Raw genomic sequence first — 17,761 nt, 5'->3', positions numbered from 1 at the left:
CTCGGTCCGCGGTCAGCCGGAAATCGTTTCGAGTCCGGCGGTGAATTCGGACCCGATGTCCGCGTATTCGACGCCTGCCGTGAGACCTTCCGGGCCGATCGAATCGCGCACCCAATCGTCGCGGTAGACGGTCTCCATATAGCGCTCGCCCAGGTCGGGCGAAATGGTCACGGCGGTCACCTGGTCGGGTGCGCCGGCGGTGCCATAGTGCTCGTCGAGCCAGTGCAGCGCTCCGCTCACGGCGGTTCCGGTGGAGCCGCCGAAGAGGAACCCGTGGCGCATCAACTCGCGGCAGGTGCGGACGGTGTCCGCCTCCTCGACATGGATCGCGGCGTCCACCAGCGACTCGTCCAGGAGCGGCGGACGCACGCTGGTGCCGAGGCCCGGGATGTGCCGGGTGGCCGCGGGGCGCCCGAAGGTCACGGAGCCGACGCTGTCGACCGCGATCACGCGCACCGACGGGCGCCGCTCACGGAAGTAGCGCGCGCAGCCCATCAGGGTGCCGGTGGTGCCGGCGCCGATGAACAGCACGTTCAGGTCGGGGAACTGGCGGGCGATGGCGGGCGCGGTGGTCCGGTAGTGGGCCATCCAGTTGCCCGGGCTCAGGTACTGGTTGAGCCAGACCTTCTTGTCGTCGGCGGCGAGCAGCGCCTTCACGTGCCGGATCCGCGCGCCGAGGAAGCCCTCGGTCTCGTGCGGCTCGGTGACCACGTGCACCTCGGCGCCGAAGGACTCCATGGTGCGCCGGGTCACCTCGTTGCACCGGGTGTCGGTCACGCACAGGAACCTGAAGCCCCTGTTCGCGGCGAGCACGCTCAGGGCGACGCCCATGTTCCCGGACGAGGACTCCACCAGGGTCGAGCCGGGGCCGAGCACACCCGCGGCCTCCGCCTGCGCGACGATCTCACGGGCCGCCTTCAGCTTGATGGACCCGGCGAAGTTGAATCCCTCGACCTTCAGAAAGAGCCGACGCCCGAAAAGCGGCTGTAAATTCACGAAGAGGTCGCTGACCTCGAATTCATGCGACGCGGAAATAACCGGCACTGGCGACTCCTGGCCCTCGGCAACCAATTAGCCTGGACGGCCAGCCTCTCGCCGTGCGCTGACGAGGTGCTGACGGACTGCTGACGAGGGCGGCGTCACGAGCGCGCCGCCCACCTCGCAAGATGCGTCAGTGGCCCGTCAGTTATCGGTCACTTGAGTGTCAGTGCGATCGGCCTATGTTTGTCATTCCGCCCGTCCAGCTCTTCCGCGAGGAGTCCGGTTTGAATCGGCCGTCCGCGATCAGCGAAGTCCTCTCGCTCTCGCCGCTGCAACAGGGACTGCTCTTTCTTTCGGAGTACGACCGCGAGGGAACGGATGTCTACACCATCCAGCTGGTGCTCGATTTCCGGGAAACGACCGACGCCGACACCGCCGCGCTGCGCGCCGCGGCGACCGCGCTGCTGGAGCGGCACTCGAATTTGAGGGCATGCTTCCGGCATCGCAAGAACGGCGAGGCGATCCAGATGATCCCCAAGTCGGTGGCGCTGCCGTGGCACGAGGTGGAGGTCGGCGCCGGGAGTGGGCGGGCCGCGTCGGTGGAGGCCGAGTTCGACCGGGTGGCCGAGGAGGACCGGCTGCGCCGCTTCGACCTGGCCCGGCCGCCGCTGCACCGGTTCACCCTGATCCGGGCGGACGACGGGCGTTGCCGCCTGGTGTGGACGGTGCACCACATCCTGGTGGACGGCTGGTCGATGGTCTCGCTGATCGGCGAACTGAGCGCGCTGGTCGAGGAGTCGAAGTCGGGGTCCGCCCACCCCTCGCCGACCGGCGCCGCCTCGGCCTCCTACCACGCGTACCTGGCCTGGCTCGGCGCGCAGGACAAGCCGGCCGCCCGGCAGGCCTGGGCACGGGCACTGGCCGGTGTCACCGAGCCGACCCGGCTCGTCCCGGTGGGCCACGCCCACGCCGAGGGCCGGGGCGCGCTGCCCGAGTCGGTTCCACTCGACCTCTCCCCCGAGGTCTCCGCCGACCTCGTCCGGTTCGCCCGCTCGCGGGGGCTGACCGTCAACGCGGTGGTGCAGGGCTGCTGGGCGCTGCTGCTGTCCAGGTCGACCGGCCAGGACACGGTGTTGTTCGGCGCCGTGACGTCGGGCAGGCCGGCCCAGATCCCCGATGTCGAGCACATGGTGGGCCTGTTCGCCAATACGCTGCCGGTCCGCGTCGACGTCGACCCGTCCCGCACCCCGGCCGAGTTGTTCGCCGCGGTGCAGCGGGCCCAGGCCGACCTTCTGCCGCACGAGCACCTGCCTTTGGCGGAGGTGCAGCAGCTCACCTCCGTGCGCGGTGAACTCTTCGACACGGCGCTGATGTTCCAGAACTATCCGATGGGGCCGATGCCGCACACCGCGGCCGCCGGCTCCCTGGTGACCGGCGTCGACATCCGCTCCGCCACCCACTACCCGATCACCCTCACGGTCTTTCCGGGCACCCCGCTCGGCCTCGCGGTCAATCATCGGCCCGGGGTGGTCACGCGCGCCGAGGCCCACCGGATCGGGCGGCGCTTCGCGCGGCTCCTGGAGTCCGCCGTCGCCCGGCCCGACGTGCCCTGCGGCCGACTCGACATCCTGGACCGGGCGGAGCGGGCACACATCGTCGACGGGCGCAACGACACCGGGGTACCGCTCCCCGGCCACTGGCTGGCGCCGCTGCTCGACGCCCGGGCCGAGCACACCCCGCACGCACCCGCCGTCAGCTGCGGCGACGAGCGGCTCGACTATCACGAACTGCGGACCAGGGCGGATGAGTTGGCCCGCGCGCTGCGTGCGGCCGGCGCGGGCCCGGAACGCACGGTGGCCATCGCGCTCGACCGGTCCTGCGCCCTTGTCGTGGCTGCCCTGGCCGTGCTCAAGTCCGGCGCGGCCTACCTGCCGCTCGACCCCGACTACCCCGCCGACCGGCTGCGCTACATGCTGGCGGACGCCGCCCCCGTGGTCACCCTCACCGACCGACGGGTGCGCGAACTCCTCATGGGCGACGACGAGACGAGCACGGGGCAGTGGTGGGCCCTGGACGAACCGGGGTCCGTACCCACGGTGCCCGTCGTCCCCGGGGAGGCCCCTGCTCCGACCCCGCACGCCGACCATCCGGCGTACGTGATCTACACCTCGGGCTCGACCGGCCGCCCCAAGGGCGTCGTCGTGCCGCACGGCGCGCTGACCAACCTGGTCCACGACATGGTCGAGCGCTTCGCGGTGACCGCCCGGGACCGATTCCTCGCGGTCACCACCTTCGGCTTCGACATCGCCAACCTGGAGCTGTTCGTACCGCTCGCGGCCGGCGCCGAACTGCTCGTCGCCGCGCGCGAGACCGTGCGCGACCCGGCCGTCCTGGCCGCCGCCGTCACCGACCTCGGCGCCACCCTGATGCAGGCCACCCCCAGCCTGTGGGAGTCCCTCGCCGCCGACCACGCCCCCCGGCTGGCGGGTCTGCGGGCCCTGGTGGGCGGCGAGGCGCTGCCCGAGCCGCTGGCGCGCACGCTCACCGCGCACTGCGCGTCCGTGACCAATGTGTACGGCCCGACGGAGACGACGATCTGGTCGACAGCCGCGCCCCTCACGGCGGACACCCCGACCGCGCCCGGCCCGCCGCCCATCGGCGGCCCCCTCGCCAACACGCGTGTGTACGTGCTCGACGGCGCCCTGCACCCGGTGCCCGACGGCACCTTCGGCGAGCTGTACATCGCCGGGTCCGGGCTCGCCCGCGGCTACCTCAACCGGCCGGGCCTGACCGCGGAGCGGTTCGTCGCCGACCCGTTCGCGCCGCGCGGCGCGCGCATGTATCGCACCGGGGACGTGGTCCGCTGGGACGGCACCGGCAGTGCCCTGGAGTACTCGGGGCGCAGCGACCACCAGGTCAAGATCCGCGGCCACCGCGTCGAACTCGGCGAGATCGAGTCCGTGCTCGCCGCGCAGCCCGGTGTCCGGCAGGCCGCCGTCACGGCCGCCGCCGACCGGGCGGGGCACACCCGCCTGGTCGCCTATGTCGTACCGGCGGGGACCGATACCGACCGGCTGCGGGAGCGGGTCGCCTCGGTGCTGCCCACGCACATGGTCCCCGCCGTGTACGTTCCCCTGGACGCGCTGCCGCTGACCCCGAACGGCAAGACCGACCGCAAGTCCCTGCCCGCGCCGCCCGACGAGCGGGCGGGCACCGGACGGGCGCCCGTGGGCGAGCACGAGGAACTGCTGTGCGCGGTCTTCGCGGAGGCACTCGGACTCGAACGTGTCGGCGCCGACGACGACTTCTTCGCCCTGGGCGGTCACTCGCTGTCCGCGACCACGGTCACCAACCGGCTGCGCGCGGCCCTGGGTGTGGACGTCCCGGTGCGATCCCTGTTCGATGCCCGCACGGCCGAGGCGCTGGCCCCCACCCTGTCCCCGGCCCTCCCCGGTACCGAGGCCGGGCCGGACTCCGGCGACGCGCGCTCCGCGACGGTGTCCCGTACCCGGCGCCCCGTGCTGCGCTCCGTGCCGGGTCGCCCGTCGTCGGTGCTCCTGTCCTACGCCCAGGAGCGTCTGTGGTTCCTGGACAAGATGGACGGCCCTTCGGGCGCGTACAACATCCCGCTGGCCGTGCGCCTGACCGGCCCGCTCGATGCCGGGGCGCTGACGGCCGCCGTACGCGACGTGGTGGCCCGACACGAGAGCCTGCGCACCGTGTTCGCCGAGGCCGACGGGCTGCCCTCGCAGTTGATCCTGTCCCCCGACGAGGCGGACCGGGCGGGTGCGCGGCTGGTCCACGTCACCCTGCCGGGCTCGGCACCGGCCGGCCCGACCGCGGACACCGAAGCCGCGCTCGCCGACGCGCTCGCCGCCGAGGCCGTCCACCCCTTCGAGCTGTCCGCCCAGGTGCCCCTGCGGGTCCGGCTGTTCACGATCGGGCCCGACCGCCACGTGCTCGCGCTGACGGTGCATCACATCGCGGCCGACGGCTGGTCGCTCGGCCCGCTCACCCGCGATCTCGCCGACGCCTACGCGGCGCGGCTCACGGGCGGCGCGCCGCGGTGGGAGCCGCTGCCCGCGCAGTATGCCGACTATGCCCTGTGGCAACGGGAGCTGCTCGGTGCCAAGGCCGACGCGGACAGCCTGGTCGCCTCCGAACTGGCCCATTGGCGCCGGGCGTTGGCGGGCATCCCGGAGGAGCTGGACCTGCCCACCGACTTCCCGCGCCCGGCGCGGGCCGGTCACCGCGGCGCGGAGGTCGCGTGTACGGTGCCCGCCGACGTCCACGTGCGCCTCGCGGAACTCGCGCACACGAGCGGCGCCAGCCTGTTCATGGCGGTCCAGGCCGGACTCGCCGCCCTGCTCACCCGGCTGGGAGCGGGCACCGACATCCCCCTGGGCAGCGCGGTCGCGGGGCGCAGCGACGACGCGCTCCGCGACCTCGTCGGCTTCTTCGTCAATACGCTCGTACTGCGCACCGACACCGGGGGTGATCCCACCTTCGGCGCCCTGCTCTCGCGCGTACGCGAGAGCGATCTGACCGCGTACTCGCACGCCGAGCTGCCCTTCGAGCATCTTGTCGAGGAGCTCAACCCGGTGCGCTCGATGGCCCGGCAGCCGCTCTTCCAGGTGATGCTGGCGTTCGACAACGCGGACCCGCTGCCCGGACTGTCGGGGATCTCGGCCGCGGTCGAGCCGATCGGCACGGTGACGGCGAAATTCGACCTCTCCTTCCACGTGACGGAGCAAACGACCGCGGACGGCGCGCCGAACGGCCTCTACCTTCGCCTGCACTACCGCGAGGACCTGTTCACCGAGGCGACGGCGGATCGCCTCGCGCGGGCCCTCGCCACCCTCCTCGGCTCCGCCGCACGCGCCCCCCACTCCCCCCTCAGTGCCCTCGACCTGCTCACCGCCGAAGAGCGCTGCACGCTCCTGTCGGACCGGAGCGGACGCCTGGTCCCGCGGCCCCCGGTCACGCTGCCGGCCCTCTTCGAGGCGTACGCGGCCCAGGCGCCGGACCACGCGGCGCTGATCACTCCCGACGGCGTACCCGCCGGCCCCGGCTCGGTCCGGCTCGGCTACGCGGAACTCGACACCCGGGCGAACCGTCTCGCCCACCTCCTCCTGGCCCGCGGGATCGGCCCCGGGGACGTGGTCGCGCTGGCCCTGCCCCGGTCCGCGCGGATGGTCGTCGCGCTGCTCGCCGTCCTCAAGGCCGGCGCGGCCTATCTGCCCGTCGACCCCGCGTATCCCGCCGAGCGCATCGCGTACATGCTCCGGGACGCGGCGCCGGCCGCGGTGTTGACCGACGCGGCGGTCGCCGACCGGCTCCCCGACCTGCCCGAGGGCGCCGTCCCGCTCGTCCTGGATGCCCCCGCCGTTCTGGCCGAGTCGGCCGAGCGGCCCGGCACCGCCCCCACCGACGCCGACCGCACCCGGGCGCTGACCCCGCAGGACACCGCGTACGTCATCTACACCTCCGGCTCGACCGGTCGCCCCAAGGGCGTCGCCGTGCCGCACGCGGGGGCCGCCAACCTGGCCGCCAACCTGCGTTCGGGCCTGGGCGCGGGGCCCGACACGCGGGTCCTGCAGTTCGCCTCGTTCAGCTTCGACGCCACCGTGTGGGAGTTGTGCGCCTCACTGTTCTCCGGCGGCGCCCTCGTCTTCGCCACCGACGACAGCCGGCTGTCCGGCGAACTGCTCGCCGACCTGATCGCGGAGCACGGCGTCAACCACACGATCCTGCCGCCCACCGTCGTCGCCGGCATCCCGGATGCCGCGGTGTTGCCCGAGGGGATGACTCTGCTGGTCGGCGGCGAGGCCTGCCCGCCCGCCGTAAGCAATCGTTTCTGCCGGCATGTCGAACTGCGCAACGCCTATGGCCCGACCGAGGCTTCGGTCTGCGCCACCTGGAGCGACCCGCTGACTCCGGAGGGCAGGCCGCCGATCGGACGACCCCTGGACAACTTCCGGGTGTACGTCCTGGACACCGGCCTGTCCCTGTCACCCATCGGCGTCACCGGCGAGCTGTACCTCGCCGGGGCCGGCCTCGCGCACGGGTATCTGGGCCGCGCCGCCACCACCGCCGAGCGTTTCGTCGCGGACCCGTTCGGGCCGGCCGGCACCCGCATGTACCGCACCGGCGACCTCGTGCGGTGGCGACCCGACGGCACCCTGGACTACGTCGGCCGCTCCGACCACCAGGTCAAGCTGCGCGGCTTCCGCATCGAGTTGGGGGAGATCGAGGCCACCCTCGTCCGCCACCCGGTGATCACCCAGGCCGCCGTCGCCGTCGTGCCCACGCCCACCGGAGAACCCCAACTGATCGGGTACGTCGTGCCCGTGCCCGGCGTCGCTGCCGTCGATGTGCCGGTGCTGCGCGCGTTCGCCGCCGAAACGCTGCCGGCGCACATGGTGCCCGTGTCCCTGGTCACCTTGCCCGCGCTGCCGTTGACGGCGAACGGCAAGCTCGACACCCGCGCCCTGGCGGCGGCCGGAACGGGCATCGCCGCCCCGGTCCCGGTGCGCGCGCCGGGCACGGCCGCCGAGCAGGTCGTCGCCGGGGTCTTCGGCGAGATCCTCGGCCTCGAACAGGTCGACGTCGACGGGGACTTCTTCGCGCTGGGCGGCGACAGCCTGCGCTCGGTACAGGTGGTCAGCCGCGCCGCGAAGGCCGGGCTCACCCTCTCGCTGGCCGATGTCTTCACCCACAAGACGGTGGCGGCCCTCGCCGCGGCGGCCCGGCCCACCACCCCGCGGGCACCCGCCACACTCCCGGCCGCCATGACCGCGCCCGTCCTGCCCATCCGACCGGCCGGCACCGCGGAGCCCCTCTTCTGCGTGCACGGCGGGGTCGGCTTCGGGTTGCCGTACGCGGAGTTGGCCCCGCACATCGACGCGGCCCGGCCCGTGTACGCGCTGCAGTCCGACGGCATCGCGCCGCACGGGGACGACGCGGAGCAACCCCGGGACGTACCGGCGCTGGCGGCCACGTATCTGGCGCGCGTCCGGCAGGTGCAACCACAGGGTCCCTACCACCTCCTGGGCTGGTCCTTCGGCGGTCTGGTCGCGCACGAGATGGCCGTCCAGCTCCAGACAGCGGGTGAACGCGTCGCCTTCCTCGCGGCGTTGGACATCTACCCCGTGGCCCCGCACGACCCGAATCCCTCCGACGAAGAGGTCCGTGCCGCCTTCGTCGAACACCACGCCGCGGGGACCGCGATCACCGAGGAGGAACTGCGCCGGCTGACCGCGATCATGCGCCGACACATCGATCTGGCGAGGGTGTTCACGCCGGGCCGCTTCACCGGAGCGCTGACCCTGTTCGTCGCCACCGGCGAGCAGCGGGAGATTCCGGTCGCCGAACTCGTGGATCGCTGGCACCCGCACTTGGACGGACCACTCACGGTGCACGAAGTGCCGTGCGACCACGAGCAGATGCTCTCCCCCGAGGCTGCCCGGCAGATCGGCACGGTCACCGACGCGGCCCTGAACCGGGCCTGACCGGGCCTGACCGGGCCTGAACGCACGACGGCAGCTCCGCGGGGAGCTGCCGGTATCAGTGACGAGTCGCCGTCTCGGCGCTCACAACGAAGGGTCCTGCATCAGGATCGCCTGGTAGAGGTGGTGAAGGCGACTGTTCGGCTTGAGCCCCAACTCCTGGTCGAGCCACTTGCGCGTGCGGTGGAAGACGTCGACGGCCTCGGACTGCCGTCCGCAGCGGTACAGGGCGATCATCAACTGCTCGCTGAACCGCTCGCGTTCGGGGTACTGCGCGAGCAACTGCTTGAGTTCGGCGACGACGGTCCCCGCCTCGCCGAGCTGGAGCTGGGCCGCGATGAGGTCTTCGCGCGCGGTCTTGCGCTGTTCGTCGAGACGCAGCGCCACGGCCCGGCACCAGGGGCCGTCACTCGTGTCGAGCAGGGCCGGCCCGCGCCACATGCCGAGCGCCTCGCGCAGCAGATCCATGGCCTCGTGCGGCCGGTCGACGACCAGGCTCGCGCCCTTGCCCGCCGTTTGCAAAAAGCGATACGCGTCCACGGCGTCGGCGGGGATGTTCAGCGTGTAGCCGTTGTCCACCGTACGAATCAGCTCGTGGCCGGGCCCGCCGAGCCCTAACTCGGCCAGTGACCTGCGCACCCGCTTGACGTTCGCCTGTAACGCGTTGCGCGTGTTCTTGAGCGGAGCCTCACCCCACAGCTCGTCGATCAGCTCGTCGAAGGTGACCACCTGACCGATGTTGAGCGCCAGCATGGTGAGCATCACCCGGTTCTTCTTCGCGCGTATACCGACGGTTTTCTGACCGTCTCCTAACAGCAGCGGACCCAATATGGAGATGTACACCAAAATCCCCCGTCTACCGTTGAATTCCAGTCACAAGTTGTTCGCTTGCAACGCCGGGCCTGCCACATGGAACAACGGTCGACTCGTTCCCGGCGACCCGAAGGAGGGTAAGAATCCAGGTGGTATTCACGATGGTCAATTATCGGATACGCTTGACGGCTCCGATACTGTACCTTCGTACATGCTTTCGTAGACTTGCGCAACCAGGCCCGCCTGAAGGCGGGATTCCACTTGTAGCTTGACCAGGATGTTTGCCACATGAGCCTTTACGGTTCGTTCCGTGACGTCGAGTCGGGTGGCAATGCCGCGGTTGGAATGCCCGGCCCCGAGGAGCGCGAAAACCTGTTTCTCGCGCCCGGAGAGCGCCCCGACTCGGGCAAGTTCGGTCTGCCAGCGCACCGAAGCAGGGCCGCTGTCGCTGTGCATGAGTCACCCCCGTGATCGCCCCGCTTCCCGGTTGTGCGCACGTCGGAAGGCGCAGACCTCCGCCACGAGGCAGTTGATCATGCGCCGCCGAACACGCATGCGATTCTATGTTTCCCATCGGAATCCCCACACGGTTTACGGAACCCCCGGCTCGGTGGTTCAACGTGAGCCGGCGAAATTTCCGCGCGCGGAACGCACGAAAAAGGTGGCCGGGGGTGGGCCGAAGCCCATCCCCCGGCCACCCGGAGCCCGACGCGCGAAGAGCGGTCAGGGAACCGACGTCCCCTCCGCGACCACGGCCGGCATCCGCGGCCCCCGGGAACCGTGCTGATAGGCGAGCCGCGAGGGCCACCAGGTTTTCCAACCGACCAGCATGACCACGGCCGGCAGCGCGACGATGCGGATGAGTGTGGCGTCGAGCAGCACCGCACCCGCCATACCCACGCCCAACTGCTTGAACTCGATGAAGTTCAGCGACGCGAGCAGGGCGAACACGGAGACCATCACCATCGCGGCGCCCGTCACGACGCCCGCCGTCCGGGTGATGCCCTGTTCGACGGCGTCCCGAATGCCGAGCCCACCGCGTGCGGCCTCTCTGATCCGGCTGACGACGAAGACGTGGTAATCCATCGACAGGCCGAGCAGGATCACGAAAAGCATCAGTGGCAGCCATGCCACCACCCGACCCGTGGACTGGAAGCGCAGGATGCCTTCCGCCCAGGTCCCCTGGAAGATCAGCGCAAGCAGACCGAAAGACGCCACCGCGGACAGGACGTTGAGGACCACCGTGATCAGCGCGAGCACCAGGGATCGGAAGGCGATGGCCATGACCAGAAAGGTCATGGCCAGCGCCGCCCCCAGTACCCAGGGCATCTTGGCGACGACGTTCGCCCGGTAGTCCACGTCGTACGCCACATCGCTGCCGCCGACCGCAAACTCGGCGCCCTCGACGCCGCCGAGGGTGTTCGGGGCGATGTCCTCGCGCAACTTCCTCAGCGACTCGCGCGCCTTGCCGGAGCTGCTCTTGAAGCGGGTGCCGACGGCGATGGTGCTGACGGTGCCGTCCGCCGACGTCCGTACCAGGGGCTGCGGAGTCTGTACGAAGAGGTCGTCGCGCCGCGTGCGGTCGACCAGCGCGGCCACCCCCGTGCGCAGCTCCGCGGCCCGGTCGGCGGAGACCTTCACGGCGATCATGTGCGTGTCCGCCGGGCTGGGGAACGACTTCGTCAGGCGCTCGTTGGCCTGCATCGCGGGGATCGACTTGGGCAGGTCGTCGATACCGGTGGCCTTGAGCCGCAGACCGAGGGCGGGCAGCGCGAGGAGGAGGAGCACGCCGACGGAGAGCACGAGCGCGAGAACCGGGTGGCGCAACGACGGCTTGAGCATCGCCGACCACAGGCGAGGCTTGACGCCGCCGTTCTGCGTGAGCCGCCACACCAGGGGCACGCGCGGCTTGTCCAGGTAGCGGCCGAACTTGGACAGCATGGCCGGCAGGACGGTCAGCGAGGCGCCCATCGCGATGGCGACGACCAAAATCGCGCCCGTGGCCATCGCCTGGAAGGCGATGTGCCCGGCGAAGTAGAGCGCGCACATGGAGACCATCACCACCAGGCCGGAGACCAGCACGGCGTGGCCGGACGTGGCCGCGGCGACCTCGATGGCATCGACCTCGTTGGCGCCGAGCGCGCGTTCCTCGCGCTGCCGCTTGAGGTAGAAGAGCGAGTAGTCGACGCCGATGGCCATGCCCACCAGGACGATGATGTGGGTCACCGGGCCCGGATCCGGCACGAACTGGGAGGCCACTCCCCACAGGCCGAGTCCGGTCAGTACCGAGGACAGGCCCAGGACGACGGGGACGCTCGCGGCGACCATCGCGCCGAAGACGAAGACCATGACGAGTAACGTCACCGGCAGGCTCAGCACGGTCGCCCGCCGGCGGCCGTCGTCCAGCAGGTCGTTGAGCCCGGCCCGGATGGAACCCTCGCCGACGAGCTCCACATGTACGTCGGAGTGCGCGTCCTGGGTCTTCTGCACGCTGTCGAGCAGCGGTCGCACCCGGCTGTCGGCGGTCTCGGGGTCTCCGTTGAGCGTCACCGGGACCAGCAGGGCCGAGCCGTCCGAGGCGAGGATCGGCTCGCCGATCGAGGCGATGCCCCTGTCGCCCTTCAGGCCGGACACCGTCTCGTCGGCCGCGACCCGGGCCTTGGCCACATCGAGCTTGCCGACGTACGGCGTGACCAGGATGTTCTCCACCGCGCGGACCTGGAGACCCCCGCTCTTGGCGATGGCGGCCGCCCGGCCGGACTGGCCTATGGACAGGTCCGAACTGGTGGCCTGCCGGGTACCCGTGGCGGCGCCGACCGCCAAGGCCCCGAGGACGACCACGAGCCAGAGCGCGAGTGCCCACCAGGGGTGGACAGCGCTCCACCGCGCGGCCTTGGTGATCACGTTCCTGCCTTCCACGATTACCTCCCCCTCCTCGAAAGGAATACCCGGCACCAAAACACGGTCCTGGCTCAAGAATCCGGCCGGTGCTTTACCATCGTGCTCTCGCGCCCTTAAATCTAGCGACGCTCCGGCACGCGACCACGGGTACGACTACGCCTTTTTGAGGGGAGTTTCTTCTACTTGACACCCGGCCTGTGTCGCATGCCGTCGGTTTCTGTCGGCGACATTGGGTACCACATCCTCGGTGAAACGTAAAAGGGCCCGTCACCGAGCAGCGCGACGGACCCCGCATATCCTTCGGGAAGCGGCAGGTCGGCAACTCTCCACGGTCCCGCGAGCGGACCCGAGCGCGAGTACACCGTGGCCTGCCGCGCGGTATGGGCGACGGGAATCGCCATGCTCTCGGTGAGCCTGCCGCCCACCGCCTTCACACACGCCTCCTTCCTCGTCCACAACCGAGTGAAGGCGCCGTTCCCGCCGCGCGCCACCAACTCCCGCTCCTCGTCACCGAAGAAGCGCCGAGCCAACCGCTCGGTGTCCAGGTTCGGGCGGGCCAGTTCCACGTCCACCCCGACCGGTCGCGAGGCCAGGGCGAGCAGCGCGATGTCGCCCGAGTGCGACAGGCTGAAGTGCAGGTCCGCCCCTTCGACCACCGGCTTTCCCCACCGGCCGCGGGTGAAGCGCAGGGCGGCCGGCGGGCGGCCCAGACGCTCGCCGACGACAATCCGGGTCGCGGCGTGCGCGATCACGAAACGGCGCCGCATTCCCGGCACGAGCCCGCGCCCGGCACGGGCCTTCTCGTCCTCGTCGAGGAGATCTTCGAGGGAAGCCGGACAGTGGTCCGGGTCGTCCTCGTCGCCGAGCGATATCCGCCAGACCTCCACCCGTTCCCGACCGTTCTCGTCCTCGACATCCGGCCGGCCACGCGTGCGGCCGATGTCGCCGCGGTCCGCGCTCACCGGGAGGGCGACCGTGGCATGTCCACGGCAAGCGGCCCGAAGGCGCGAGCGTGGTGCGAGACGAAGCGCCGGTACCGCCTCGGCCGGACAACCGTCGGCTGAAGTTCCTTCCGAAAAAAGGCAATCGACATAGTGTCGGGAAGGCAGCCGGAAACCGCCGAGAGCGACGTCATGCCAACCACATTGGCGGAGAGCGCTGACGCCCAACTGACGGTGGACTGACTACAGTCCCGATGGTGTCGCCGCTTTCCCGGGAGAGCGCGCCCCGGGAGAGCCCGAGGCGCGTCGCGTAAACATCCGCCCCGGCGCACGCAATTGCGCGCACGGCGCGTGCGGGCGCGTGCGCTCGTTCCGACACCCGCCGACATTCGGCGGTATCGGCGCCCCATTTCGCGGTGCTTCGGCGGCCTCTCCGTCGCCCGTCAGGTCGTCGGGGTCTGTGTGGGGTCCGCCGTGCCGGCTCGGTTGTAGAGGGCGGCGATGTCGGGGCCGAAGCGGCTGCTGTACGAGGTGAGGTCGTCGCCGCCCTCCTGGTAGCCGCCGATGACACCGATCACCGTGCCCCGGCCGTTCGCGGGGTCGATGTCGGTGAGCATCGGGCCACCGCTGGTGCCGTCGGGGAAGTCCGCGCAGTCGAAGCGCACCTGGGTGTCGGACAGGGCTGTGGTGGTGTTCTGGCAGCCGATCGGCTGCTCCTCGCCGTCCGGGTAGCCGATCAGTCGGGCCGCGCGATCGACCGGGGAGTCGAAGGACACCTGTTCGGCGCCGGTGACATCCTCGATCCGGTCGCCGGTGCCGGGGCGCCGCACCTGGAGGAACGCGACGTCGTAGGCCGGATCCCGGTCCGAGATCCAGCGCGGGTCCACGTCGATCCGGGACGGGACCCACACCCCGTACGGCATGAGCCCGTCGTGATAACCGGGGGCGAAGGCGATGTCGGACGCGAACGCCTCGCCGTAGACGCAGTGCGCGGCGGTGATCACCAGGTTGCGGTTCGGCGAGTGCACCACCGTCGCCGTGCAGAAATGCTCCGGCTCCGTGCCCTCGCCCACGTGCAGGAGCGCGCCGACCGCCGGCGTCGGCGCGATGGCGCCGGCCCGCAGCGGCTCGGACACCGGCAGCGGCTCGACCGCCTCCGAGCTGATCGTCGGCACGGGTGTCCCGGACGGGGCCGCGGGCGCCCCGCCCAGCAGGCTGGCCGCGATGCGATCGCCCTCGGCCGGATCCGGCAGGTGATAGCCCCGGGCCGCGTCGCCGCCCGCCCGCGACCTCGGATGCCCAAAGATCCGGCCCATCGAGGCCAGACCCGCCACCACCAGCACGGCGACCACACAGAAGGCGGTGCCGACCAGCAGTCGGCGCCTTCCCCGGGTCGCTTCGGAATCCGCGGTTCGTCGCGACACTCGATCACCAATCTCGGCGTAAATTCGGCCTCGGCCCTCGGACGCTACCGGGTGGATCGCTACCCGGGTGAGGACGAATCAGACCGCCGATCGCACGGTCACACGCTCGTGACGAAGTGTTCTTGCGACCGTCGCCCCAACAGGTGGGAGGGGGGCGACGGTCGCAGGAAACCCCCGTTATCGCACGCCGGCTCGACGCCGTCTCTCCAAACCGCCCGACCGGCCCTGCGACCGTATCCCGGGGCTCGTCACCGACGGCACCCCGGTATGGGTGATTTATGACTGGCTTAAGGAACCTCCGGGGCTCGGGCCGGTGCTCCGCGGTGACGGGCGGCCGGATCATGCCCTCGTGCCGAGGGGGCCGGCGCTGCCACACTTTCCTTGTTCCGCAGGGGTTGTCGGCGGGGTGTCGGCGGGGCGACGGCGGGCCGGAGAGGGCGGGGTACCGATGGCGGGTTCCGACGACTCGTGGTGGACGGTCCGCGCCCGGCTGCGGCTGATCTGGGTGCCGTGCGCGGCGGTGATGCTGGCCACGGTCGCGGCGCTGGTGGTCGGGCTGACCCTGGACGGCGACGCGCGCTCGCGCGGGCTGCTCCTGGTGCTCGGCGGCGACCTGCTGCTCGTGGTCGGGCTGACCGTGCTGATCGAGGCCGCGCTGCGGCGCACGGTGGAGCGGCCGCTGACCCGGCTGGCCGATCCGAGCGAGCCGCCGAGCCGGGCCGCGCGCTACGACAGCCGGGAGTTCGGCGCAATCGCCGGCGCGATGGCGAGCCTGCGCACCCGGGCCCGCGCCGGGGAGGACCGGGCCCGCCGGGAACGCGAGCACGTCGCCACGCTGACCGCCGTGGTCGCCGAGCGGGACCGGGAGTTGGCCGCCGAGCACGAGCGGGCCCGAGCGTCGGCGCGGGAGCGGGACGACCTGCGCGCCCGGCTCGACGAACAGGACCGCCGGGCCCGACTCGCCCAGGCCGACCTCGACCAGTTCGCCCACGCCGCGACACACGACATGCAGGATCCGCTGCGCCGGATCGTGTCCTTCGGCCGCATGCTCCAGGAGCGCTACGAGGACGTGTTGGACCGGCGCGGCCGGCAGTACATCGACTTCACCATCGACAACGCGCGCCGACTCCAGGTGCTCATCGACGAGATGGTCACCCTGACCGAGGTCGGCCGCTCGCGCGCGGAGAGCGTCGCGGTGGACCTGGACGAGGTGGTGCGGCAGACGTGGTTGGACATGGCGGATCGGGTCGAGGACACCGGCGCCGAGTTGGCGCACGCCGAACTGCCGGTGGTGGACGCCGATCCGGTGTTGCTGGCCACCCTGATTCGGCATCTGCTCGGCAACGCGGTCAAGTTCGCCCGCCCGTACGAGCGCCCGCTGGTACGGGTCGACGCCGAACCGATCGCGGAGGGATGGCGGATCACCGTCACCGACAACGGGATCGGCATCCCGGCCGAATCGGCGGAACGGGTGTTCGCCGCCTTCCGCCGACTGCACCCGCGCGAGACGTACACGGGCAGCGGGATCGGCCTGGCGATGGCCAAGCGCATCGTCGAACAACACGGCGGCCGAATCGCGGTGGACACCGAGTACACGGCGGGCACGCGGATCGTCTTCACGCTGCCGGAACCCTCGGCGGAGGACGCGGAGCCGAAGGAGATGTCGCCCGAGGGCACGGAGGCGGAGGACATGGCGCCGGCGGGCACGGAACCGGAGGATGTGACGCCCGACGGCACGGAACCGGAGGACTCGGCGCCGGAAGGCACCGAGCCGGCGGACGCGGAGCCGGAGTACGGACAACCCGAGCCGATTGAACCCGTTCGCTTCACCGATCCGTCGAACCACGAACCCCTCGCGTACGTTTCCGTTGCGTCGGCGCCGCGTGAACGACCGGTGCCGGGAACCACGACGGAGGCAGCCCATGCGAGCGACGGACCCGAGCACCGACCCGACGACCGTCGACCCGACGGGCACCCCGTCGACGAGTAGTGCCGAACCCACTCGGCGGATCCTGCTCTGCGGCGCCCTGGTCGCGGCCGGCGGCGCCACGCTGGTGGCCTGCGGCAGCGGCGGCGACGACGGCAAGGACAAGGCCCCGGCCGCCGACAAGGTGCTGGGCCCGGTCGGCGACGTACCGGTCGGCGGCGGCAAGGTCTACGACGACGCCAAGGTGGTGGTCACCCAGCCCGCCGCCGGCGACTTCAAGGCGTTCACCGCCGTGTGCACCCACCAGCAGTGCCTGGTCGGCAGCGTCTCCGGCGGGCAGATCCACTGCCCCTGTCACAACAGCAGCTACGATGCGAACACCGGCGCCGTACTCGGCGGCCCCGCCCCGCGCCCGCTCGCGGCCAAGTCGATCGTGGTCACGAACGGTCAGGTCGTTCTCAAGCCCGCGTAACCGACCGGCCCCGCCCAAGCCCGTGGCCGCGCCCGCACCCGTGTCGACGATCTCGAACCGGTACGTCCCGGCAAATCCGGGAAAAGAGATCAAGTAGGAGTTTTCACGCACACCGGATGTTGGGAGGCGGCCATGACGGGCTTGGACGAGGCGCTGCCGGTCGACCATCGACTCGGGCAGGTCTACCGGTACGGCGGCGGCTTCATGGGCCTCGCGCTGATCGTGTTCGGCATCCTGGGCTTCACGCACAACGTCGGCTTCTTCTCCACCACCGGACGCGAGGTCGCGGGCATGTCGACCAACGGCGCGCTCAGCCTGATCTCGGTCGTGGTCGGCGCGATCCTGATCATCGGCGCGATCATCGGCGGCAACACCGCCTCGACGGTGAACATCGTGGTCGGCGCGCTGTTCGTGATCAGCGGCTTCGTGAACCTGGGTCTGATCGGCACATCCGACATCAACTACCTGTCCTTCAAGATGCCGAACATCATCTTCAGCTTCGTGGTCGGTCTGCTGGTGATGACGTTCGGCCTGTACGGGCGGGTCAGCGGCCATCTGCCGCACGACAACCCGTACTGGCGCGCGCGCCACCCCGAGCAGGCCGCCCGCGAGGACGCCTTCCGCAGCCGGGCCTCGGTCCTGGCCCGCGACGGCGCGTCCGCGCTCGGGACGGGTTCGTCCCGCCCGGGCATCGCCGGCAGCCGCTGAGTCGCCCCCGGCGGGCGATCACCGTACGCGAAGGCGCCGGAACGGAGAGCATCCCGTTCCGGCGCCTTCCCGCGTACTCGCCCACG

Annotated in this window: 10 protein-coding genes; 4 read left to right on the top strand and 6 right to left on the bottom strand. The window is 71.2% G+C overall.

Translation table 11 applies throughout. The features are described 5' to 3' along the window. Nucleotides 1–12: 12 nt before the first annotated feature. Complete coding sequence (sbnA, locus tag ACFXKZ_RS40610; RefSeq protein ID WP_380009094.1) at nt 13–1,044, bottom strand: 2,3-diaminopropionate biosynthesis protein SbnA; 1,032 nt, start codon at nt 1,042–1,044, stop codon at nt 13–15. 176 nt (nt 1,045–1,220) lie between these two features. Between sbnA and ACFXKZ_RS40605 the strand changes: the two genes are divergently transcribed. Further along, nucleotides 1,221–8,492, top strand: a complete 7,272-nt coding sequence (locus ACFXKZ_RS40605; RefSeq protein WP_380009091.1) for an amino acid adenylation domain-containing protein — start codon at nt 1,221–1,223, stop codon at nt 8,490–8,492. 81 nt (nt 8,493–8,573) lie between these two features. Here ACFXKZ_RS40605 and ACFXKZ_RS40600 read toward each other — a convergent pair whose 3' ends face one another. The 5 genes from ACFXKZ_RS40600 to ACFXKZ_RS40580 all read right to left on the bottom strand — a co-directional run bounded on the left by ACFXKZ_RS40600 (nt 8,574) and on the right by ACFXKZ_RS40580 (nt 14,568). Further along, nucleotides 8,574–9,251 carry a BTAD domain-containing putative transcriptional regulator gene (locus ACFXKZ_RS40600; protein ID WP_380009229.1) on the bottom strand — a complete coding sequence of 226 codons (678 nt, stop codon included), beginning with the start codon at nt 9,249–9,251 and terminating at the stop codon, nt 8,574–8,576. Nucleotides 9,252–9,467: 216 nt separating this feature from the next. Continuing rightward, entirely contained in the window at nt 9,468–9,758 is a 291-nt protein-coding gene (locus ACFXKZ_RS40595; RefSeq protein WP_078975919.1) for a helix-turn-helix transcriptional regulator, read from the bottom strand. 267 nt (nt 9,759–10,025) lie between these two features. Beyond that, nucleotides 10,026–12,221 (bottom strand): MMPL family transporter, encoded by a 2,196-nt coding sequence (locus tag ACFXKZ_RS40590; protein WP_380009088.1) that lies wholly within the window; start codon nt 12,219–12,221, stop codon nt 10,026–10,028. A gap of 161 nt (nt 12,222–12,382) precedes the next feature. Continuing rightward, nucleotides 12,383–13,165 (bottom strand): 4'-phosphopantetheinyl transferase family protein, encoded by a 783-nt coding sequence (locus tag ACFXKZ_RS40585; protein WP_380009085.1) that lies wholly within the window; start codon nt 13,163–13,165, stop codon nt 12,383–12,385. Between the two features lie 422 nt (nt 13,166–13,587). After that, complete coding sequence (locus ACFXKZ_RS40580; protein WP_380009078.1) at nt 13,588–14,568, bottom strand: trypsin-like serine peptidase; 981 nt, start codon at nt 14,566–14,568, stop codon at nt 13,588–13,590. Between the two features lie 448 nt (nt 14,569–15,016). On the opposite strand from ACFXKZ_RS40580, the gene ACFXKZ_RS40575 reads away from it, so the two are divergent. The 3 genes from ACFXKZ_RS40575 to ACFXKZ_RS40565 all read left to right on the top strand — a co-directional run bounded on the left by ACFXKZ_RS40575 (nt 15,017) and on the right by ACFXKZ_RS40565 (nt 17,675). Next, nucleotides 15,017–16,558 carry an ATP-binding protein gene (locus ACFXKZ_RS40575; protein ID WP_380009075.1) on the top strand — a complete coding sequence of 514 codons (1,542 nt, stop codon included), beginning with the start codon at nt 15,017–15,019 and terminating at the stop codon, nt 16,556–16,558. After that, on the top strand, nt 16,491–16,967 hold the full coding sequence (locus tag ACFXKZ_RS40570) for a Rieske (2Fe-2S) protein (RefSeq protein WP_380009072.1): 477 nt from the start codon (nt 16,491–16,493) through the stop codon (nt 16,965–16,967). The genes ACFXKZ_RS40575 and ACFXKZ_RS40570 overlap by 68 nt, the downstream gene beginning before the upstream one ends. A 132-nt stretch (nt 16,968–17,099) precedes the next feature. Then, complete coding sequence (locus ACFXKZ_RS40565) at nt 17,100–17,675, top strand: DUF4383 domain-containing protein (protein ID WP_380009069.1); 576 nt, start codon at nt 17,100–17,102, stop codon at nt 17,673–17,675. Nucleotides 17,676–17,761: the final 86 nt, after the last annotated feature.

It is taken from the genome of Embleya sp. NPDC059237 (assembly GCF_042754105.1).
GTDB lineage: Bacteria > Actinomycetota > Actinomycetes > Streptomycetales > Streptomycetaceae > Embleya.
Note: the sequence above shows the minus strand (reverse complement) of the source record. Positions and strands in the feature narration are given on the sequence as shown.